This window comes from Vibrio sp. PID17_43 (genome assembly GCF_002608565.1).
In the GTDB taxonomy this organism is placed as follows: Bacteria; Pseudomonadota; Gammaproteobacteria; order Enterobacterales; family Vibrionaceae; genus Vibrio.
In genome coordinates this window covers 195,197-216,701 of the sequence record NZ_LIXM01000003.1, presented here as the reverse complement: position 1 = coordinate 216,701, position 21,505 = coordinate 195,197, and the positions used below count along the sequence as shown (strand labels likewise).

Sequence of the window (21,505 nt, the reverse complement as noted above, 5' to 3'; positions counted from 1 at the left end):
TAGATGAACGTTTACTTGGCTTCTAGCAGATCTAGGAAGAAGGCATATTCTAAGGCATCTTCTTTTAGTCGCTTGAATCGACCAGAGGCACCGCCATGACCTGCCTCCATATCGGTTTTGAAGATTAGGACGTTGCTGTCTGTTTTCATCTCACGCAGTTTGGCTACCCACTTCATTGGCTCAAAATATTGAACCTGCGAGTCGTGCAATCCTGTTGTCACAAGCATGTTCGGGTAATGTTGCGCTTTTATATTATCGTATGGCGAATAATCAAGCATGTAGTCGTAGTAGGCTTTATCGTTTGGATTGCCCCACTCATCGTACTCGTTGGTGGTTAGAGGGATGGATTCATCCAGCATTGTCGTAACCACGTCTACGAATGGTACGTGAGCACCAATACCACGATATAACTCTGGCGCTTGGTTGATAATCGCGCCCATAAGCAAGCCTCCGGCGGAGCCTCCTACCGCAAAAACTTTCTCTTTTGCACCATAGCCTTCTTCAACCAAACCTTTTGTCACATCAATAAAATCGTTGAAGGTGTTTTGCTTGGTTAACTTCTTGCCATCTTCATACCATGGACGACCAAGCATTTCAGAACCACGAATATGGGCAATGGCGTATACAAAACCGCGATTGAGCAAACTTAAGCGAGTCGAGCCGAAAGTAGGCTCAATGGTTGAGCCATAAGAGCCGTAACCGTATTGATAGATAGGATTTGTGCCATCTTTCTTGAACCGATCTTTACGATAAACCAGAGAAACAGGTACTTTCTTTCCATCACGAGCTGTGATCATTATACGCTCGGATTGATAATCATCGGCATTAAAATCGCCCAGTACAGGTGTTTGTTTCATGGTCTCTGACTCTCCGCTATTGAGGTCGAAATCATAGTAAGTACCTGGCGTAGTTAAGCTACTGTAGTAAATGCGAACCTTGGAATTGTCCAGTTCGTTGTTGCCAGTGAGATAGGCAGCAAAGGCGGTGTCGTTGAATGTTAGCGGGAACTCTTTCCCTGTTGAAAGCTGACGAATCTTGACGGTTGAGAGACCATCCGCGCGTTGCTCGTAAACTAAGTGATCATCAAACAAATCGAAGTCGACAAGCTGAGTCTCATTGTCAGCGGCGATGACATCTTGCCATTTAGCGCGATCATGCATTTCGTTTTTATGAACTTTCATCAGACGGAAATTTACGGCTTGGTAGTTCGTGTAGATGTAATACCAGTCATTGAGCTTCGCAATGCTGTATTCGATACCTTGTTCACGCGGGTAGAATGGCTCTGCTTTTGCGTCAGGATCGTTTGCATCAATTAGAGAGACACCACTGGTTTCAGTGCTGGAGTGCCAAATATAAACTTGCTCATTATCCTTACTTGTACTGAGGTAAGTGTAATAGGCGCTATCGGTTTCTTCGTAGATCAGTACATCTTGGCTTTGTGGCGAACCCAATACATGGCGGTACACTTGGTAGCCAAGCAGTGTTTGTGGATCTTTCTTGATGTAGTAGAAGGCTTGGTTGTCGTTCTGCCATGCTATCGCGCTTGATGCACCTTCAATTTCATCGTTGAGGTATTCACCTGTCGTTAGGTCTTTAATCTTGATGGTGTAAATACGACGACTGAGCGTATCTTCGCCATAAGCCAACATGTTTTCATTTGGGCTCACGTATAAACCGCCGATATTGAAGAACTCGTGCTCTTTCGCTAGCTCGTTGACATTCAAGATAACTTGCTTGTCTTTGCCAGCAAAATCTTTGGCTCGTAGATGCACTTCGTATTCATTGTCGCCTGTGACTTCATTCGAGTAGTAGTAACTGCCTTTACGAACCGGTACTGAATTGTCGTCTTTTGCAATACGGCCTTTGATCTCTTCGAACAGTTGCTCTTGAAAGGCTTCGGTGTGCTTTAGAACTGTTTCCGCATACTGATTCTCTTGCTCAAGATGCTGCAAGATTTCTGGATCTTTACGCTCATCATCACGCATCCAGTAGTAGTTATCGACACGAATATCGCCATGAATTGTCATTGCATGAGGAACTTTCTTCGCAACGGGTGCTTGTGTTTGTTGAGCAATGAGCTGCGATTGGGAGTGGTGGTTCATGGTTGGTATTCCTTGATTGCTGCATCCAGCGACGAGCGCGACCGATACGGCGAATGTGGTTAAAGTGAAACGCATCTGTATATCCCTATTTTGTACTTTGCTCGTTTTAGTATCAGCACCTCTTGTTGTTGAGAGTTAAGGTACGTTTGTATTCTTCCGGTGATGTATATAAGCAACGGCTCTTTTTAGCAAAGAATAGCGGAGATGTTAAATGCTAAAGCTGGCAGATGGGAGCTTGGAGACAAGAAGCGTGCAACAAAAAGAGACACACTTTTCAGCATGTCCCTTTGAATAAGGTGAGGTCACTAATTTAGATTGCCAATGGCATTTCGTTCGAGTGATCGTGTTTGTGATTCACCCAGCGTAATCCTAGCATTGCGATGATTGACATTGCCATCATCAAGACACCAAGTGGCATTTGATCTTGAGCCGGGAAAAACGACGCGAATAGTGTCGCAATACCCGCACCTAGGTTTTGCATACCACCCAAAATCGCACCACCCGTCCCCGCGTGATATGGGAATGGTGAGAGTGCGCCTGTTGTCGCTGCCGGGAACAAAATACCAGCACCCAAGAAGTAAATGGTTGCACCGCCAATCAGAGTTAACGCTGTCGTTAGACCAAACAGACCCGGAATCAACACGACTGCTGAGCCAACTAGGATAGCCACTAGACCTACATTCAGAGCGCGGCGCTCAGAGCGACGTTGTGCAATGTAGCTCGATAAGCCAGCGCCGACTAAGTAACCCGGGATCGGTAATACAAACAGCAAGCTTACTGTGGTTGCTGGTAAGCCAAGTACACCACCTAGTAGCACACCAGCCGCAGCTTCAAATACTGCGACACCAGCAAAAGTAGCAACAAGCACCAATAGGAAACCTTGGAATCGTTTGTCAGACAGTACGAACTTGTAGCTCTTTGCAACGGATTCATATTTGCGTCGCTCTTTTGGTAATGTTTCCATCATGCTTGTCATCATGGTGATCACAACGGCGATACCAAATAGAGCAAGGAATAGGTAGCTAGAGCGCCAACCGAAAGCTTCTGTTAGGTAACCGCCCAACACTGGTGCAATAAGTGGAGAGAAAATTACACACATGCTGATCAAACTGTTTGCACGGTGCAATTCTGCGCCTTCAAAGCAGTCGCGAGTCAGAGTACGAGACATCGCGCCGCCACAGCCGATCCCTAAGCCTTGGATAAAGCTACCTGCTAGAAACCATTCGTACTGGTGTGCGAACAACGCCACTAAAGTACCGATGATGTAGATGATTAAACCGACGATGATGATCGGTTTACGGCCAAGGCGATCAGACAGTGGACCGTACACAAATTGCGATAGACCATAAGGGATTAGGTAACACGCCATCACCGCTTGAAGTGAAGACGCTGACACTAAAAATTCACCCGCCATATGACCGATAGAAGGCACGTACATCGTTTGAGTCATTTGGCCTACGGCAGTCAGGATTGCGATTAAAAAGGTAAGTTTCGCTAATGGAAACGAGGCGGACATTTGCGTATCTCTCCAAAAAATCAGGGCGTAAAAAACCATAGCTCTCTATGATAGAGTGCCAAGTAAAAAAGTGATTAGGGGTTCTAGGCGCGAGATATTAGAGCTTGAGTGATGACTTAGCAATCAAAAAATGTGAAGTTGAGCAAGACAAAAATCTATGATTTGGATTAGAAAAAATAATCTTTTTTTGCAGGAGGGCTCAAGACAAAAAAAAGGAGCCGAAGCCCCCTTTGTAATACATGCGTTATGCGCGACCTGAAGCGTATGCGTATAGCAGTTCTAGTGCGATCGTCGCGCCCGCTAGAGCGGTTACATCACTGTGGTCGTAAGGAGGGGAAACTTCCACCACGTCCATACCCACGATGTTCATACCAGCAAAACCACGAATGATTTTCAGTATCTTGTCCGAGTTTAGGCCACCACATACTGGTGTGCCTGTCCCTGGAGCAAATGCCGGATCAAGACAGTCAATGTCAAACGTAACATATACTGGTTTATCAGCAACCGTGCGGCGTACCTCAGCCAGAATCTCTTCTACTGACATGTCGTTTGCCTGCATCGCGTTGATGACATTGAAACCGTGATCTTGTTGCTCATATTCAGTACGAATACCAATTTGCACTGAGTTCTTTGCAGAAATTAGACCTTCTTTCGGTGCATGGTAGAACATGGTGCCATGGTCGTAAGAACTGCCGTTTGCGTAAGTATCAGTGTGCGCATCGAAGTGAATCAGTGCCATTTGGCCATGGTGCTTCGCGTAAGCACGCAGGATTGGCAGCGTGATGAAGTGATCACCACCTAAACCTAGCATGGTCTTGCCACTCTTTAGAATTTCGCTTGTCGCTGCTTCTAGACGGTAAGTGAAATCCTCTGCGTCACCACAATCGAACACAAGGTCGCCGGCGTCGATCACTTTCAATTTATCAAATACGTTGAAGTCCCATGGGAACTTCTTGCCTTCCCAAGCAAGGTTGACTGACGCACGACGGATCGCATCTGGCCCCATACGAGCACCAGGGCGACCAGAAGTCGCCATGTCCAGAGGAACGCCAAGCACGACAACGTCAGCGTCTGCCGATACAGGGTTTTTGATGTACGGTCGACGTAGAAACGACATAGAGTTGGAGTAAAGCGAATAATCGGTTTTAGTAAACAAATCATTCATATTAGAAGTCCTCTAAATAGGTGTAGCCAGCTAAACCTTGTTCCAGCTCAGCTAGGATTTGTGCTTGTTCATTGGCTTCAACACGCTCGGAAACCAATTGTTTGTAATTGTCACGAATCGCATCTACGTCGATATGAACGTAACGCATCATGTCTTCTACGCTATCACCTTCGTTGATGTAGCTGATCTCAAATTGACCATTCTCATCAACGTTGACTACTGCACTGTGGGTATCACCAAATAGGTTGTGCATGTCACCAAGGATCTCTTGGTATGCACCTACTAGGAAGAAGCCCATTAGGTACGGCTTGTCTTTGCTCCATGCTGGTACGGGTAGCGTGCTCTCAATGCCTTGACCGTCAACGTAGTTGTCGATTGCGCCATCGGAGTCACAAGTGATGTCCAACATCACCGCACGACGCTCTTCCACATCATCTAGACCAGAAAGTGGTAGAACAGGGAATACCTGATCAATACCCCACGCATCTGGCAGAGATTGGAAAAGAGAGAAGTTCACGAAGAACTTATCCGCAAGACGTTCGCTCAACTCATCCAAAATTGGACGGTGGAAGCGGTTCTTAGCACTCATCTGGTGATTTAGCTCGAAGCAAATGCGCAGTGACAATTGCTCTGCCCATGCTCGTTGTTCGAGGTTCAGTACGCCAGTAGCAAATTGCGAGTGTACCTCTGCCAAATCACTTTGGGTATCATTATAAATTTCAATCAGAGCACGCGCATCGGTACCATCTTGTAAGTTCTCCCAGCTGCGCCACATATTCTGTAGCAAGATAGGGGCATCTTCTGCGGGTGCGAACACGTCTTCTGGCTGGTATGTTTCTGTACCAATCACGTTCGAAATAAGTACGGCGTGGTGTGCCGTCAATGAACGGCCAGATTCTGAGATGATCACTGGCATTGGTTGTTCGTACTGTTGGCATACATCGCCAACAGTATTGACGATGTTGCGTGCGTATTCAGCCAAACCGTAGTTCATTGAGTTCGAAGATTGACTGCGAGTGCCGTCGTAGTCGACCGCCAAGCCACCACCCACATCGAAGTAATCAATGTTTGCGCCCATTGCGCGCAGTTCACAGTAAAAGCGAGCAGACTCGTTCACACCATTGCGTACGTCACGGATGTTCGCCATCTGTGAGCCTAGGTGGAAGTGCACCAATTGCATGGTGTCGAGCTTGTCTTCGCGTTTTAGGCGCGCAATCACGCTTAATACTTGCGATGCAGACAGACCAAACTTAGATTTTTCACCGCCGCTCGCTTGCCATTTCCCCGCACCTTGAGACGCTAGGCGGATACGCAAACCGAGACGCGGGGTGACACCCAAACTTTTCGCTTCTTCAAGCACCAAATCAAGTTCAGTCAGTTTCTCGAGAACGATAAATACTTTATGACCTAGCTTTTCACCAATAAGCGCAAGACGTACGTATTCACGGTCTTTATAGCCGTTACATACGATCACAGAGCTGCCTTGTTGAGCAAGAGCCAGTACCGCAAGAAGCTCAGGCTTACTGCCGGCTTCAAGTCCTAGCTGCTTCGTCTCAAGTTGAGCTTGGCTTGCAAGGATTTCATCAACGACTTCACGCTGCTGGTTTACTTTAATGGGATAAACCAACAGGTATTTATTCGGATATTGGTATTCTTCAATTGCTTGGTTGAAAGCTTGGCAAATACCGTGCACACGTTGATGCACGATTTGCGGGAAGCGTACGAGTACAGGCAGATTTAACTGCTTCGCTTCTAGCTCATTCACAATGGCACTGAAAGGGATTTGGTGTTTACGGTCACTACGAGGTGATACATATACCTCGCCTTGGTCATCAATTCCGTAGAAGCCTTGGCTCCAGTAGTGAACGTTGTAGTCCGCGCGAATGCGGTCTAATTTAGATGCTTTTTCCACATCGAATCTCACAAAAATGTACTTAAGTTCTTAATTTAATAGAAGAGAAAGTACAAAAAAGCAAATCATGAGGCGATAACCTCATACCCTGACACGAACTCCGTGTGCGCGCATTAACGGACAAAAGCCAATTGGAGTCTAATGATTAAAATTACCCGTGTCGATTAGCATTTGTTATTAGTGAGGGGGTAACGATTTATTTAACAGAGTGTTCATCCTACTGTTATAGTTGGTCTGACCAGTAGGAAATTGGTTACGACGAATTATCAACATGATCAAAGGACAGATTTTTGCGGCTTCACAGAATTCAAGGGTACATACAGACGATGTATCTCGCGGAGTATCCAGATAAGCTAATGTTGCTTGATGGAGCAAGTCGGGCAGATATTCTTCATCTTAAAGACTTTATCGAGCATCAGCTTAATCGCCGTTTTTCCGACCTTAAATTAGTCATTGTCACCCATATGCATCCAGATCACGCTGGAGCTGCGCATAAGCTTCGTGAGTTGACAGGATGTAAAGTGTTGGCAGCAAAGCGAGAGCATCATTGGTATGGTGGTTTTGACGGTTGGCTTATGCATTTGACCGATTTAATTTTGGCTAGATGGATGGCGAACAGAATGCGCAAGCCGAAGCGTAATTTATGGTACTCGCGAAAGCTTCGTCCTGATCTTGAGCTATTGGATGGTGATACCATCCCTGGGTTTGAAGATTGGCAAGTGTTGGAAACGCCAGGGCATACCGACCGAGATTTATCGGTTTATCATCCAGAACAAGATTTGCTCTATGTCGCAGACTTAATGGTGCAGGTGAAGAATCACTTGATTGCACCGTTTCCTATCTTTCATCCGAATCAGTATCGTCAATCGTTGTTGCGAGTCTTTGAAATGAATCCAACATGCTTGTTGGTTGCCCACGGCGGAGAAGTCGATTTCGACCATACTGCTTATCAACATATTATGAATACTACGCCTACAAGGCCGATCACACATTGGCGAGTGACAAAGGTAAAAATAAAAGGCTTGGTACGCTCTCTATTAAGAAACAAAAAAGCAAATTAAAGAAAGGCGTAAAGAGCCAGATGAGTGACTGTGAAGTTCACTCATCTGTAGCTACGGGGATTATGGCGCCAGTAGGTGCGATTGGCTAGGGTCTACCAGAACTTTGTCTGCCATACCCTGACGGCCTAACAACATCATGTAGGTCATTTTACCACGGTTCGTTAGCGTAATATCGATTGGCCATTCTTGACCGCCCATACGCAGCATCGTGGTGATTACGTAACGGTGTTCGAATGTACCATTTGATGACTTCACCTTACGGTTTGCTTTCACTAGAGCTTTGCAGCGAACCACTTGCTCTAGGTGATAGACATCTGGGTGTAAATCGAATTCTACGTAAGATTGACCGTCTTTTTCAAAACACTCAAGGTTATCTACGTGAATAGAAGAAGTTTGTGCACCAGTATCAATGCGCGCTTCTAGGTGAGTAATCCCTAACTCAGGTAAGCAAATTGCTTCGGCGTTCCCAATGATCATTTTCTGATTCATAGTGTCATCCTAGCGACGAGTAACAGTGAGAGTCTAACGTGTAGACACTCACTTGTACCCACCTAAATAAGTTAAGATGGGTATTAAACAAATATCAACCTTTACCGCGAGTACGGTTAGCGTTTGGTTTTGCATTCTTCTCAATAAAATCGAAGATCATGCCAGCAACGTCTTTCTCTGTCGCAGTTTCAATACCTTCAAGACCTGGAGAAGAGTTAACTTCCATTACCACAGGGCCATTCTTTGATTGAAGAATGTCGACACCACATAAGTTTAGGCCCATCACTTTCGCTGCGTTGATTGCCGTTGCGCGCTCTTCTTTGCTTAGCCTAACAAGTTGAGCTGAGCCACCTCGGTGAAGGTTCGAACGGAATTCGCCTTCTTTTGCTTGGCGTTTCATTGCTGCGATAACTTTGTTACCTACAACGAAGCAGCGAATATCAGCGCCGTTTGCTTCTTCAATGAACTCTTGCACCATGATGTTGGCTTTTAAACCCATGAATGCTTCGATAACGCTCTCTGCGGCTTTTGTTGTTTCAGCAAGAACAACACCGATACCTTGAGTACCTTCAAGCAGTTTGATAACCAGTGGAGCGCCACCAACGTTTTTGATCACGTCTTGGATGTTATCAGGGTGGTGAGCAAAACCGGTACGAGGAAGGCCAATACCTTGACGTGATAGAAGCTGCATCGAACGTAGCTTGTCACGAGAGCGGCTGATTGCGACTGACTCGTTCACACAGAACGTACCCATCATTTCAAACTGACGCACAACAGCGGTACCGTAGAAAGTGATAGAAGCACCAATGCGTGGGATCACTGCGTCGTATTTTGGCAATTCTTCACCCATGTAGCGGATTCGAGGGTTGTTACTCGTAATATCCATATAACAGTGCAGAGTATCGATAACATCAACTTGATGTCCGCGCTCTTCACCCGCCTGCTTTAGGCGCATAGTGGAATATAGATTCTCATTACGAGAAAGAATAGCAATACGCATGGCAATTCCTTAGTAAGTCAGTACCAAATTAAAAATGTAAGTATAGAGTATAGCGAGAGTGTGTGAATGATGTGACAGAACCCACTCTTCAACAACGATTTAGAATGGTGGTTGGACAACCACGTCGTCAGAGGGCGAACCTTAGGGGGTTTTCTTAATGGATAAAAACGAAAAAAAATAATTGAAACGATAAAAATAATTTATTGTACGCTCAGCCCTTACTGTGTGCGACTGTCAAGGGCTAGAGGAAGAAAAATATTGTGAAAAAGCAATATTTTTTGGAATGAATGTAAAGAAATAAAGTGATGATTTGACCACGAATATTAAACGTTTAGAGAATAGTTTAAAACGAATTTGGTAACTTAAGTTGCTATTTTGCCCCATGCACCGCGCCATCAATCACACCTAATAATACTTCTTTGATGGTTTGATAGCGCAGAGGTAATGTGCGGCTGCGTTTTCTGACTAAGAACAAATCCTCATAAACGGGTTGTTTTAGCTCCGCGACATACAATGCCTCTCTTAATGGAAAGCTCTCGACAGCGCTGCGCGGTAAAACGGTAAAGCCGAGCCCTTTGCTTACGGGTAAAAGTATTTGGCTGAGTTGGTTTACATATCCAGAACGCGGCATGCCACTGACTTTTATTCCATTTAGTAAAGGTTCGGCACATTGGTCGAAAAATAGTGTCAAGTAATGCTCGGCGTCAGGGTGTCCGATAACACCACAGCTTTTCAGTAGTTCCGGAGTTAGCGTTGTTCCTTGGTAGGATTTCGGTAAGATCAGACACAAAGTCTCTCGACCAATTTGCTCACTTTGGAACACACTTTTATTTGGTGAGTGGGTCACAATACCCATATCAATTCGACCGTCAGCCACACCATTGAGTATGGACTGGTTCGGGGCTGCTTCTAACTGAATCGATAAGCCACGATGTTGCTTTTGTTTTTCTAATAGAGGCGGAAATAACCTCAACGCGAGAGAACCAGAACACGCGAGCTTGCAATAACCTGCAAATGGGTCATCGAAATTTAAATCTTCTAATAGACTTTTCTCTTTCTCTTCTAACTCGAGCGCGTAGGCATACACCATTCGACCTTGCTCGGTCAGTTCAAAACTTTTGTTTTCACGTTTAATGAGAGGGTGATTACACGCCTGTTCCAACTTTTTTATATGCTGGCTTACCCCCGGCTGTGTCATATAGAGCTTTTCTGCGGTCTGAGTGAAATGACCGACCTCGACTAATGTTTTGAACGTGTGTAACCAAACAGGATTGAGCATAGAGTGTTGTGTGCTAAGACGTTTGTTAAGATAAGTTGCAGAAATAATAGCATTATGCAGGCGCTTGATCAGAAATGACAGGCAAAATAAAACCCCGCCTGATTTCCCAGACGGGGCTTATTCTCTTTTGCAGCAATCCAGCTACTATAGGTGCTCCCTGCATCTATCCTTGATTGTGGTTAAGTCCTTTAACCGAGTTCCTTGTTCATCGCCTTCCTAGCGGTGTCCATTCTGGCCTATCATCCTGACGGGCGAACTCTATCCAAGAGCTTAACTACATCCTTGCTGATAACTCATCCTAAGCTACCAAATCTTCATCCTGAAGATACCTAATCCATTAGGCTTTTTCCTGTTCCCGTCAACTTCCTGTCGACGAAGACAGTATTGATGTTTTGTTGATGACTCTCAATCGCCTTAGAAAAAAAACTTTTGCAGTATGCCTTGGTTTTGTTTTTATTATTCCTATAATTCAGTTGTTTACTATCAAATTCGCTTTGTTCTTATCTGGTGATGGGAGATTGGCTTACGCGGCTTGTAAGAGATCTCGCACAAAGATTCGGGTTGATGTATGGCAATGGCTCTATTTCCCTTTTTCTAGAATGTGATCAGTTTCACGATAAGTTCGAAAGCAAAGAGATTCCGTGATCACAGAGGGAGAACAGCTTCGGTTTTTAGATTGAGGATGTACTTGATTGCGTATCGTATTCGATAGGCGTAAGAAGATGGAACACGCACTTTACTCTTAATCGAAGAGTCGTTATTAAGATTTAATGACAGATGAATTACGGAACTTGATTGCCATTTTTCTGTCATATGTAATGAGTAACTTAACCGTATCATCAAGATGAAAATGGTTTAATTGGTTAAAAAATGAACGTGCAAAACCGATATTTATCATTATGCTGTGAAATTGGTCACAGTTAATTCGTTCTATCCCCTATAGATTGGAGGGGAAATAACCTTAGACAATAAGCTCATGAAGAGCGTTACCTATATAGATGAGGGAGATTGCTATGAAAAAGATGAGAAGGGCTCAGCTACACCGTGTACGTATCCAATACTGGAAAGATACGAAAACTGAGACTGCTAGAAAAGCATAGTAAACCACACTCGACGTCACTGAGCTGGCAATGGAATTCTAATGTTTCCCTTTAATTGCCAGCTCTACAAGCACTTAATACCAACTCCGATTAGTTCCTAATTATTCCTGTTTGTAAAAAACAAAAAGCCAGTCCTAAGACTAGCTTTCTCTACCATTGGTTTTTACGTTGTACTACCAGATTATAGGTAGTTTGCGTCAACCAATTCACCTGCTTTTACGCTGTTTACTTCTGGGCGAGCTTGTAGCCATGCTACTACCTGCGCTTTTTGTTCTTCTGTTGCGCTGCTGTAACGCTCAATTGAACATAGGAAGCCTTCGAATAGCTCAAGACCACCGCCACCAAAGCATAGGCCTAGGCCATCAATGTAGTCGATAAAGTCATCAACGAATGCATCGTAACGGTCAAAGTCGTTGATGTCAGTTTCGCAGCTGATATCGAAACCTAGAATTGCGAATTCACCTAGGAACAGCTTCTTACGAAGACGACGATTTTTGTTATCGATTTTATCTAGTTTCATGATTATCTCTCGTGGATGATTTAAATATACCTAAGTAACCTCAAGATGCTAGGTTCAGCGAGTGTGCCTTGATTACATACGAGGCACGAGTTGAAGTCACTCGAGTATAAACCTTATACCCCCAAACTTAGCTTAGCCCAAGCAAAATCGGGAGTATGTAGAGTGGATAGGTGCTTTATAGCATCTTTTAAACACAAAGTTCACAAAGATGGATTATTTCCGTCACTTTTCTCTTTCACACTTCCTTTCGAACATGATTCATAAACCGATAACTCACTCATACATTGGGAAAGTAACACCATGAGCAAGCAAACGTTCGATGCAACACGCTATAACCATAGTAACAACAAGCCTTTTGAAGAAGTACTGGAAGCGAGTTTGTCTCGTCGTAGTATCCTGAAAGGTGGGATCGGCATGGGGGCCATGACAGCGTTTGGTACATTTGGTCTGTCTGGATGTAATTCTTCAGGCTCAGGTTCGGTGGCTTCTGCTGGAAGTGGCTCAGGCGTATCAAATGCGGTACTGAATTTCGATTCCATTCCAGGCTCATTAACTGATGCGGTCGTTGTGCCTCCAGGCTACATCGCACAAGTTTTGGTGCCTTGGGGGACGCCTTTGAATGCACAAGGTAATGCCTGGAAAGATGATGGCAGCAACAGCAGTGCTGATCAACTTAACGCATTAGGCATGCATCATGACGGCATGCATTTCTTTCCATTGAACGACAGCACAAAGGATGGTTTGCTGTGCATTAACCATGAGTACATTGATACTTCGGTACTGCATCCAAATGGACCCACGGTAGAGAATGGTGTACGTACAATTGTTGATGAAGTCCGCAAAGAAATTAACGCACATGGTGTGTCAGTTGTTCGTATTCAACTAGAAGACAATATGTGGAAGTTGGTGGATACCGACCCACTAAACCGCCGTTACACTGGTGCGACAGTCATGGATCTGTCTGGTCCTGTTGCACACACTGCTCTCACCGTGACTCGCTTCTCGCCGGATGGTAGCCAAGCGCGCGGTACACTAAATAACTGTGGTAATGGCTCTACGCCATGGGGCACTTACCTAACGTGTGAGGAGAACTGGCCGGGTTATTTTGTCAATGCGGGGGTTCGTACGAAAGAGCAAGATCGTATTGGTGTGGATGACGAAAGTACGCGTTATTTATGGGAAACGCTAGCGGGTAATGCCGATGAGCGTTTGGATGAGTTTACGCGATTCAATGTCGAACCAACGGGAGTCACTGCGATGGACGATTATCGTAACGAAGCAAATGGCCATGGTTACATTGTTGAAATTGACCCTTACACGCAAAACTCTCGCGCTAAGAAGCGTACAGCGCTAGGTCGTTTCCGCCACGAAGGCTGTACATTCGGTAAGCTTGAAGCAGGTAAGCCCGTTGTATTTTACTCTGGTCACGATTCTCGTTTTGAGTATTTGTACAAATTTGAATCAGCAGCTGCCTGGGACCCTGCAGATGCAAATCCAGCGAACCGTTTGGCAACGGGTGATAAGTACATGGATGAGGGTACGCTCTATGTGGCACGCTTCAATGAAGATAGCACAGGTGCTTGGTTGCCACTGACGCTAAACGGAACGACCGTTTTTGGTGGTACGTTGGCAGACAGCTTTAACTCGTTGGCAGAAATCATTCTTAATACGGCTGGTGCGGCTGACCTTGTTGGTGCGACGCCAATGGATCGCCCCGAGTGGTGTACAGTAGATCCATTCACCGGTTCTGTGTACCTAACGCTCACCAATAACACTAAGCGTAAAGACGATACCAACCCTGCCAACCCGCGTTTGAACAACAAGTTTGGCCATGTGATTCGCTGGGATGAAGGTGAAGCAGCAACAGAGTTTACTTGGGATATCTTTGTGTTTGGTGCTCCAGCAAATGGTGATGCGGATACTAACCGATCTAGCCTGACGGAGCTTAACCAGTTTGCAAGCCCTGACGGTCTGGCGTTTGATCCGCGTGGGATTTTATGGATTCAAACCGATAACGGTGCGGATGAGGTGGAAGAATACACCAACGACCAGATGCTCGCTGTCGTGCCATCAAAACTGATGGATGAAAATGGCAATCAGGTCGTGATTGGCGCAGATAACCAAGCTGAGTTGAAGCGATTCTTTGTTGGTCCAAACGGCTGTGAAGTCACGGGGTTTACCATCAGCCCAGATTACAAATCCTTGTTCGTGAACATTCAACACCCAGGTAACTGGCCATACAGTGACAATGCTGCGGAAGCCACACCAGCGGGGATGAAACTGCGCCCACGTGCCGCGACGGTTGTTATTCGCCGCGAAGACGGTGATGAAATCGGTGTTTAATCGACTGAATGGCGAGAATAAGAAAAGCCCTGCGTTTGCAGGGCTTGGTTAGTTTCAATGATTCAGTTGTCACTTAAAGCTTTTAGTTTAAAGAAATGGCACTTTATATTTCAGTAAGACTAGCTTTTAAGTGAGCCACCGGCAGTACGAATCACATCTTGATACCAGAAGAAGCTCTTCTTGCGCTTACGTTCGAGTGTGCCTTGACCATCGTTATGACGATCAACATAAATAAACCCGTAACGCTTGCTCATCTCGGCAGTGGAGTTAGCGACTAGATCGATTGGTCCCCAGCTTGTAAAGCCCATCAGTTCCACGCCGTCTAACATCGCTTCGTGCGCTTGCACTAGGTGATCGTTAAGGTAAGCGATGCGGTAGTCGTCTTGAATCTCGCCATTTTCATCGATTTCATCACGCGCCCCTAGGCCGTTTTCCACCACGAACAGTGGCTTCTGGTAGCGATCGTGTAGGAAGTTTAGTAGAACGCGCAGACCTTTCGGGTCGATTAACCAGCCCCATTGACTCTTTTCAAGGTATGGGTTTGGTACGCTATCGACGATGTTGCCGACTTCTTTCTGTTTCGGATCCGCACTCGCACAACCACTGGCGTAGTAACTGAATGAAATAAAGTCGACGCTTGCCGCTGCGATCTCTTCCACATCGCCCGCTTCCATCTTGATCTCAATGCCGTTTTCACGGAAGTAACGCTTCATGTAGCCAGGGTACTGACCGCGAGTTTGTACATCGCCGAAGAACAACCATTTGTTGTTTTCATGCATTGCCGCGAGAACATCATCAGGGTTACAGGTGTATGGGTAGTTGAGCGCGCCAAGCAACATATTACCAATCTTGCCGTTTGGTACGATTTGCTGACACAGTTTTACCGCTTTCGCATTTGCCACTAACTGGTGGTGAATGGCTTGGTAAATGTCTTGTTCACTTGCATTTTCTTGCAAACCCACGCCAGTAAATGGTGCGTGCAAAGACATGTTGATTTCGTTGAATGTTAGCCAGAGTTTTACCTTGTTTTTGTAGCGCTCGAGCACAGTACGTGCATAGCGTTCGAAAAATTCGATGACGCGACGATCGCCCCAACCGCCATAATTCTCAACAAGCGCGTAAGGCATTTCGTAGTGAGACAAGGTTACGAAAGGTTGAATATCGTGCTTCGCTAATTCGTCAAAAATTTTATCGTAGAACGCCAAGCCTTCTTCGTTCGGCTCTAGTTCGTCACCGTTTGGGAAGATTCGGCTCCACGCCAAAGACAGGCGCAGACAGTTGAACCCCATCTCTTTAAATAGCGCGATGTCTTCGGGGTAGCGATTATAGAAATCGATCGCCACGTCTTTGATGCCAGGCGTACGTTCTTCACGGGTTTGATGCGGACTCAAGATGCCGTTTGGCAACATGTCTGATGTCGATAACCCTTTCCCCCCAAGGTTGTACGACCCTTCTACTTGGTTTGCAGCAATGGCACCGCCCCAAAGAAAATGCTCAGGAAACGTAATCATGTTTCTCACTCTTTATTGTTTTGTAGTGTATGTTTTCAGTGTTAGAGAATAGTATAGGTCAAGGAGGGATTCTTGTATTGAGATCGTGCTTTTCTCAAACAGCGGGGATGCCTATTTTTAATGATGATTTTGTAATCGATAGAAATTCACGCCGATTTGAACAATAAGGTGAAGGTCAATCCATTTTGTTTATTCTTATGTGCGGTAATTTGCCCGTTCATATCGCGCATATTGTTTGCGGTGATCACGAATCCCAATCCTAAGCCTTCACCAATTTTCTTCGAGGCCTGGAAGGGTTCAAACATCGATTCTAGCAGCTCATCCGATACGCCACAGCCATTGTCACTAATGAGCAACTCTACCTGATTATTGGTTGGAGTCACGATAAGGTTTAGCTGCGAGCTTTCTGTATTTTTCATCGCATTTAATGCGTTAGAGATCAGGTTTCCTAACACCTGAAGCAATCTGTTCGCTTCGCCCATGATATTGGGTAAATCTGGGGAACGTCTCATTGTTGCACAGATCTATTTGCCACCACAGAGAGAGAGGGAAGAGGATTCGCTGATTTTCTTTAAGCACTTTGCTCGGCAGAATAAGGTGGTGAGCCAAGCATTAAGTGAGGCGCTTACTCATGGCCGGGTAACGTGCGTGAGTTGCAAAACGTGGCGATGCGGTTTGTATTGGATGATACGGTTTCGGTGATGGAAGTACTATCTAGCCGTCCCTCGTCAACGACCGAGGCAGCACAGTCTGGTGTACCACTTGCGATTCAACTGCATAACTTTGAACGTAAAATCTTGCACGATACGTTGGTTAGGCATCAGGGCGGTATTGCTGGTGTGATGTTAGAGTTGGATTTACTTCATAGAACGCTCAATCAAAAGATGCACAAGTTTGGTCTGAACCGTTCTGATTACACCAGTTAGTTACGCACTTTGTTGGTAAAAAGGTCGGCCAAACTCTTCTTCTGTAGAGAGTACGGTGACTTTATCTCTGCCTTGTTTTTTGGAGTGATATAGGGCGTGGTCTGAGCGTGAAATCACATCGTGCAAGCTTTCAGTTTTATCCTTTTGAGCAACACCAAAACTCATGGTAACAGGCTTTGGACTATTCTCGAAGCAAGGTTCGGTTCTCACCAACTCTCTTAGCTTTTCTGCATGGGCAGCCGCCTGAGTTGCGGTATGACATGGCAGTACTATCATAAATTCATCCCCACCAAAGCGAATTACTTGAGCTGAAGGTGGTAAATACCTTGTCATTAGCTTGGCCACTTTCACTATCGTTTCATCACCCGACAGATGACCACAGGCATCATTAATGTGCTTGAAATTGTCGATATCAGTCATGATGATACTGAGATGTTCTTGTTTTAATCTGGCTTTTTCGACGATCTCAGGAATGACACCTTCCATTGCCCGACGGTTTAACAGCCCCGTTAAGGCATCCTGAGCGGAAAGTTCTTTAATTGAGGTGAGTAGACGTGCATTGATGAGCCAAAGCATACAAAAACTCATCGACACAACCAGGCAGATACTGAATAAGAAGGTGAGCTGGTGGATAAGCCCTGCTGTCATGAAACTGGTGAGCTCTACGTCGAAATGAGACCAAATGACCCGTGCGGCCATGAAAATGCTGAACCCGCATAGAGAAGTTGCCATACCAATCATTGGCAGTCGATGATCATTGTTTTCCCCTTTCATCATTGCAACAGCACTTGCGAGTGTTACTGTAGACAAATAGATACTAATGACAATAATTCGCATACGAATAGACGGGACGTGAAAGGTGAAATAATAGGTTAGCCCGCTTGCGATGGGCAAAGCGACCGTTAACCAATTCGCGACTTTGAGTGAGTAAGCGCGGAACACACTCACCCCATATAATGTGAGTAAGAAGCCTAGCAATATGATGGTATTTGAGGCAACGACAGTGACCCAATCGGATACGCCGTTTCGAAAACTTAGCAACATTGGGCCAGCACCAATGAACAACAGTGAAATAGCGAAGCACGTGAGCCCCGGAATTTTACGTTGGCTGTATTGGTAGAACATGAGTCCAATAGAGTAGATACAAGAGAAAAGAATAATGGTGAAATTGAGCGTTCTTATATCTAAAGAAAAGTTGTCCATGTTGCCTTGCCATCCTAGCATAGTGACTAAGTAGTTATTAATCCTTTACTTATTTGCAGTAAATGTTCGCTATCTTAGACTAATTCGTTTCCGTTGTCTTGGACCGATGACACTTTACAGCTAAATAGAAAGAAGCCCTTTCCGTGGGCTTCTGTGGTAATGGCTTAACGTGTAGAGTTTGCCAGTAGGATTTTTTGTTCAGATTTGTAGGCTAAGATACTCATGCAGACGATTACTACAGTGGGCACAATCCAGCTTGTAAAGTAGTGATATAGCGGCATGTTATTATCTAGCCATTGGTTTGCTGCTTCTGGCATGCAACCGAGGATGTGCAATGCATCTACGCAGCCAAATGCCAGCGCGGTAAACACGGTTACGACAACCATCATCTGTGACATCTTGTTACGTATAGGCGCCATGATCATCAACGCAATCGCGACTGGATGAAGTGCCACAACCGTTGGCAATGTGATGGCTAGTAGCTGCTCAAGGCCTACGTTAGCGATCAACCCTGCCAATACCATGGTCGTGATCACGCCACCTTTGTAGCTCACTTTGCTAAACGTGTTGTCGTAGAACTCGCTGCCCGCAGTGGTGACACCAATCGCTGTGGTCAAACATGCCAGTATCATTACGGCACCTAGCAATAGTGAACCAAACGCACCGAAGTGATTAAAAGTGAATGCCGTTAGGATGTCACCGCCGTTGCTAAACTCGAAACCTAAGTACGAGCTAGTCGAGCCAATATAAGCCAATGAGGTGTAGACAAATGCCATTGCGATGGCGTACATCAATGCGGCGATAAGCGTGTACTTCGCCGTTGCTTTCGGGCAGTCCACCCCCATGCTGCGAATAGCACGGAAGATGATCCAACCAAAACCGATTGAACCTAGCGCGTCCATGGTCATGTAACCTTGCGTTAAGCCTTCAGCAAAAGCGCCATTGATGTATGGACCACTTGCTTGTGTGAGTTCACCTGCAGGGTAAACCAAAGCCGTGATCGATATTGTCACTAGGATTGCCATCAATGCTGGCGTCAGAACTTTCCCCAAGTTATCGATCAACTTACCTGGGTAAAGCGCGAACAAAATGGTGATTACACAGAACGCGATGGTGAAAGGCACTAAAGCGGCGTCGCCAAACATGGGCGCGAAGCTAAATTGGTAAGCGACGGTAATGGCTCGTGGGATCACGAATGCAGGGCCAATCACGATAAACACCATCACCCAAAAACTGGTTGCCAAGGATTTAGGCAGAGCTGCGGTTAACTTGTCGGAACCATTGACGATAGCCACTATCACGAGTGCCATTGCTGGTAGACCAACACCGGTTAAGAGGAAGCCAGACATTCCACTGAGAAAGTGCTCACCCGCCTGGTAACCCAAAAATGGGGGGGAAAATAAGGTTACCTGCGCCTAAATACATGGCGAAAGTCATAAAGCCTAAAGCAGCGATATTGCGTGCGCTTAACATGGTTATTCCTCTTACGTTTCACTTGGAAGAAACTGAAAGGAATGGGGAGAGTATGAAGTGTTCCCGTCAGCTTCTTCTCAAACTGACAGAATTTTTAGAAATCGCCTGTCAGCTCTGAATCTGTTCCAGAGAGAGCAGGAGGATCGTAGCAGCAACGCCTGATGGGCGTTTTAAAGCAAATTGTAATTGCGCAGTTGCTGGCATGGGTGATCCTTAATGGCGAAAAAATACCAAGGAATACGTTTACCTTGGTGTGCTGATACCGTAGCAACATAGGGGTATGGATACAACCCTGCAGTAGAAAATAAGCTGATCTGGTTGATGTATGTTTATGAAGTGGTGGATTGAACTGGACGCTAGGTTATAAGTTGGACTATATGACTTTTCATTTCATTAACACTCTATGTTCTGGTGATTTTTAGCTCAGTCTTTAGTGTTTTTTGCTAGTGTCGATGTTTATCAAATAAACAAGCTAGGGCATTGCGCCTTAACTTCTTGTTGCCAAGACGTTTACTTAGTGGTTTTCACCTTATCATCATAATTGGCAAAAAATTCTCATTCGCTATTGGGGGATTATCTCTTATCGATCACAACTCATTAACTTTTTGAGAAGTAAAATGGAAAAAGCGCACCTATAAATAGGCAAAATATTGCTTATCAGTTTAATGGTAAATAAGCGGATTTTTGCTTATCCCGTATGCTATTAAGTAATTCAATTAAAATAATGACTTATAAGATTGAAGCAGAATTGCCTAAGGTGGTTTGTTGTTAATTAGTATTTAGCATAGTGTGAACTTCAATCGCAAAACGACTACACGGAGAGTAATAATGAAAATGAACAAGCTGGTTAAGGCTCTGGCTGTTGCAGTAACTTCTTTTGGTATTGCTGCTAATGCTGCGGCGGAAGAGCGTAGCTACATTCTTGCCACTGCATCAACAGGTGGCACGTACTACCCAGTGGGTGTCGCACTTGCCACGTTGAGCAAAGTGAAATTGGCACCCAAGCACCACTTTTCTTTATCTGCAATTAGCTCTGCGGGCTCTGGTGAAAATGTAAAATTGCTCAATGAGAACGAAGCACAATTCGCTATTCTTCAGGGGCTGTACGGCGCTTGGGCATGGTCTGGTGAAGGTCCTTACGCGAAAAGCGGTCGCCAAGATCAGTTGCGTTCAGTTTCTATGTTATGGCAGAACGTTGAACATTTTATTGTTCGAACTGAGTTCGCTACAACAGGCACAGTTACTGACCTAAATAACTTAGACGGCAAGAAGTTCTCTATTGGTAAGAAGAACTCTGGGACAGAAAACTCAGGTCGCCAGATCATGAAAGGTTTAAACGTTGACCCTGAAAAATTCAACCTTGCATTTATGGGCTATGGTGGTAGTGCGAGTGCACTACAAAACGGTACTATCGATGGTATGAATACGCCAGCAGGTGTACCTGTTGGTGCCGTGACTCAAGCCTTTGCGGCATTAGGTAAAGATATCTCTATTCTTTCGTTTACCGATGAGCAAATCAAAGAGGCGAATGGTACTTATAACCTTTGGACCAAGTACGAGATCCCTGCTAACACTTATCCCGGTTTGGATAAGCCAATCACAACCATTGCTCAACCAAATTTCCTTGCTGTGCGTGACGACATCTCGGAAGAAGACGTTTATCAGCTAACGAAAGCGGTCTACGAAAATTTACCATTCCTACAAGGCATCCACAAAGCGACCAAAGCAATGGCGATTGAAAAGGCGATTGCTGGTTTGCCAGTGCCTCTACACCCAGGTGCTGTCCGTTACTACAAAGAAATGGGCGTTGATGTCCCATCATCATTGATAGTGCAATAGTGCCCACTTTGCCCCGAGTAGAAGCTTGGGGCACTTTCGCCCGCCTTTAGGTTTTGAACTTTCTGA

At 45.3% G+C, this 21,505-nt stretch carries 14 protein-coding genes and 2 pseudogenes; 4 read left to right on the top strand and 12 right to left on the bottom strand.

Annotated elements, in window-relative coordinates:
* Positions 1–11: 11 nt before the first annotated feature.
* From AK965_RS03655 to speA, 4 genes are all read right to left on the bottom strand, one after another.
* A complete protein-coding gene (locus tag AK965_RS03655) occupies positions 12–2,177 on the bottom strand; it encodes a S9 family peptidase (protein WP_099078322.1) in 2,166 nt (721 codons plus the stop codon).
* 235 nt (positions 2,178–2,412) lie between these two features.
* Positions 2,413–3,618, bottom strand: a complete 1,206-nt coding sequence (gene emrD, locus AK965_RS03650) for a multidrug efflux MFS transporter EmrD (RefSeq protein WP_099078321.1) — start codon at positions 3,616–3,618, stop codon at positions 2,413–2,415.
* 244 nt (positions 3,619–3,862) lie between these two features.
* On the bottom strand, positions 3,863–4,783 hold the full coding sequence (gene speB / locus AK965_RS03645; protein ID WP_099078320.1) for an agmatinase: 921 nt from the start codon (positions 4,781–4,783) through the stop codon (positions 3,863–3,865).
* A 1-nt stretch (position 4,784) separates the two neighbouring features.
* Positions 4,785–6,695: an arginine decarboxylase gene (speA, locus tag AK965_RS03640; RefSeq protein WP_172438055.1), complete on the bottom strand. Its 1,911-nt coding sequence runs from the start codon at positions 6,693–6,695 to the stop codon at positions 4,785–4,787.
* 326 nt (positions 6,696–7,021) lie between these two features.
* On the opposite strand from speA, the gene AK965_RS03635 reads away from it, so the two are divergent.
* Positions 7,022–7,756 (top strand): MBL fold metallo-hydrolase, encoded by a 735-nt coding sequence (locus tag AK965_RS03635; protein WP_172438054.1) that lies wholly within the window; start codon positions 7,022–7,024, stop codon positions 7,754–7,756.
* A gap of 60 nt (positions 7,757–7,816) precedes the next feature.
* Here AK965_RS03635 and AK965_RS03630 read toward each other — a convergent pair whose 3' ends face one another.
* From AK965_RS03630 to AK965_RS03610, 4 genes are all read right to left on the bottom strand, one after another.
* Positions 7,817–8,245 carry a RimK/LysX family protein gene (locus AK965_RS03630; protein WP_099078317.1) on the bottom strand — a complete coding sequence of 143 codons (429 nt, stop codon included), beginning with the start codon at positions 8,243–8,245 and terminating at the stop codon, positions 7,817–7,819.
* 94 nt (positions 8,246–8,339) lie between these two features.
* The gene (gene rimK / locus AK965_RS03625; protein ID WP_099078316.1) at positions 8,340–9,245 is read right to left on the bottom strand and encodes a 30S ribosomal protein S6--L-glutamate ligase; all 906 of its coding nucleotides are present in this window, start codon (positions 9,243–9,245) and stop codon (positions 8,340–8,342) included.
* A 370-nt stretch (positions 9,246–9,615) separates the two neighbouring features.
* Positions 9,616–10,524, bottom strand: a complete 909-nt coding sequence (locus AK965_RS03620; protein ID WP_099078315.1) for a LysR family transcriptional regulator — start codon at positions 10,522–10,524, stop codon at positions 9,616–9,618.
* A gap of 1,281 nt (positions 10,525–11,805) precedes the next feature.
* Complete coding sequence (locus AK965_RS03610) at positions 11,806–12,144, bottom strand: YggL family protein (protein WP_099078313.1); 339 nt, start codon at positions 12,142–12,144, stop codon at positions 11,806–11,808.
* Between the two features lie 300 nt (positions 12,145–12,444).
* Between AK965_RS03610 and AK965_RS03605 the strand changes: the two genes are divergently transcribed.
* Positions 12,445–14,487, top strand: coding sequence for a PhoX family phosphatase (locus tag AK965_RS03605; protein WP_099078312.1), 2,043 nt, complete (start codon positions 12,445–12,447; stop codon positions 14,485–14,487).
* Positions 14,488–14,606: 119 nt separating this feature from the next.
* Here the strand turns inward: AK965_RS03605 and AK965_RS03600 are convergent, their stop codons facing one another.
* Both AK965_RS03600 and AK965_RS03595 read right to left on the bottom strand, forming a co-directional pair.
* The gene (locus tag AK965_RS03600; protein ID WP_099078311.1) at positions 14,607–15,998 is read right to left on the bottom strand and encodes a glycoside hydrolase family 1 protein; all 1,392 of its coding nucleotides are present in this window, start codon (positions 15,996–15,998) and stop codon (positions 14,607–14,609) included.
* Between the two features lie 146 nt (positions 15,999–16,144).
* Positions 16,145–16,480, bottom strand: coding sequence for an ATP-binding protein (locus AK965_RS03595; protein ID WP_301182220.1), 336 nt, complete (start codon positions 16,478–16,480; stop codon positions 16,145–16,147).
* Between the two features lie 22 nt (positions 16,481–16,502).
* Between AK965_RS03595 and AK965_RS03590 the strand changes: the two are divergent.
* Positions 16,503–16,924, top strand: a pseudogene (locus tag AK965_RS03590) (sigma-54-dependent Fis family transcriptional regulator); the annotation flags it as partial.
* On the opposite strand, the gene AK965_RS03585 reads toward AK965_RS03590, so the two are convergent.
* Together AK965_RS03585 and brnQ are read right to left on the bottom strand one after the other, a co-directional pair.
* Positions 16,925–18,127 (bottom strand): GGDEF domain-containing protein, encoded by a 1,203-nt coding sequence (locus tag AK965_RS03585; RefSeq protein WP_099078355.1) that lies wholly within the window; start codon positions 18,125–18,127, stop codon positions 16,925–16,927. It abuts the pseudogene before it with no gap.
* A 164-nt stretch (positions 18,128–18,291) separates the two neighbouring features.
* Positions 18,292–19,600 (bottom strand): annotated as a pseudogene (brnQ, locus tag AK965_RS03580) (branched-chain amino acid transport system II carrier protein).
* A gap of 828 nt (positions 19,601–20,428) precedes the next feature.
* Between brnQ and AK965_RS03570 the strand changes: the two are divergent.
* On the top strand, positions 20,429–21,439 hold the full coding sequence (locus AK965_RS03570; protein ID WP_099078308.1) for a TAXI family TRAP transporter solute-binding subunit: 1,011 nt from the start codon (positions 20,429–20,431) through the stop codon (positions 21,437–21,439).
* Positions 21,440–21,505: the final 66 nt, after the last annotated feature.

Excerpts from the sequence above, each read along its gene's own strand:
- AK965_RS03655 (WP_099078322.1), bottom strand. The coding sequence starts at position 2,177 with ATGCGTTTCACTTTAACCACATTCGCCGTATCGGTCGCGCTCGTCGCT.
- emrD (WP_099078321.1), bottom strand. The coding sequence starts at position 3,618 with ATGTCCGCCTCGTTTCCATTAGCGAAACTTACCTTTTTAATCGCAATC.
- speB (WP_099078320.1), bottom strand. The coding sequence starts at position 4,783 with ATGAATGATTTGTTTACTAAAACCGATTATTCGCTTTACTCCAACTCT.
- AK965_RS03635 (WP_172438054.1), top strand. The coding sequence starts at position 7,022 with ATGTATCTCGCGGAGTATCCAGATAAGCTAATGTTGCTTGATGGAGCA.
- AK965_RS03630 (WP_099078317.1), bottom strand. The coding sequence starts at position 8,245 with ATGAATCAGAAAATGATCATTGGGAACGCCGAAGCAATTTGCTTACCT.
- rimK (WP_099078316.1), bottom strand. The coding sequence starts at position 9,245 with ATGCGTATTGCTATTCTTTCTCGTAATGAGAATCTATATTCCACTATG.
- AK965_RS03620 (WP_099078315.1), bottom strand. The coding sequence starts at position 10,524 with ATGCTCAATCCTGTTTGGTTACACACGTTCAAAACATTAGTCGAGGTC.
- AK965_RS03610 (WP_099078313.1), bottom strand. The coding sequence starts at position 12,144 with ATGAAACTAGATAAAATCGATAACAAAAATCGTCGTCTTCGTAAGAAG.
- AK965_RS03605 (WP_099078312.1), top strand. The coding sequence starts at position 12,445 with ATGAGCAAGCAAACGTTCGATGCAACACGCTATAACCATAGTAACAAC.
- AK965_RS03600 (WP_099078311.1), bottom strand. The coding sequence starts at position 15,998 with ATGATTACGTTTCCTGAGCATTTTCTTTGGGGCGGTGCCATTGCTGCA.
- AK965_RS03595 (WP_301182220.1), bottom strand. The coding sequence starts at position 16,480 with ATGGGCGAAGCGAACAGATTGCTTCAGGTGTTAGGAAACCTGATCTCT.
- AK965_RS03585 (WP_099078355.1), bottom strand. The coding sequence starts at position 18,127 with ATGGACAACTTTTCTTTAGATATAAGAACGCTCAATTTCACCATTATT.
- AK965_RS03570 (WP_099078308.1), top strand. The coding sequence starts at position 20,429 with ATGAAAATGAACAAGCTGGTTAAGGCTCTGGCTGTTGCAGTAACTTCT.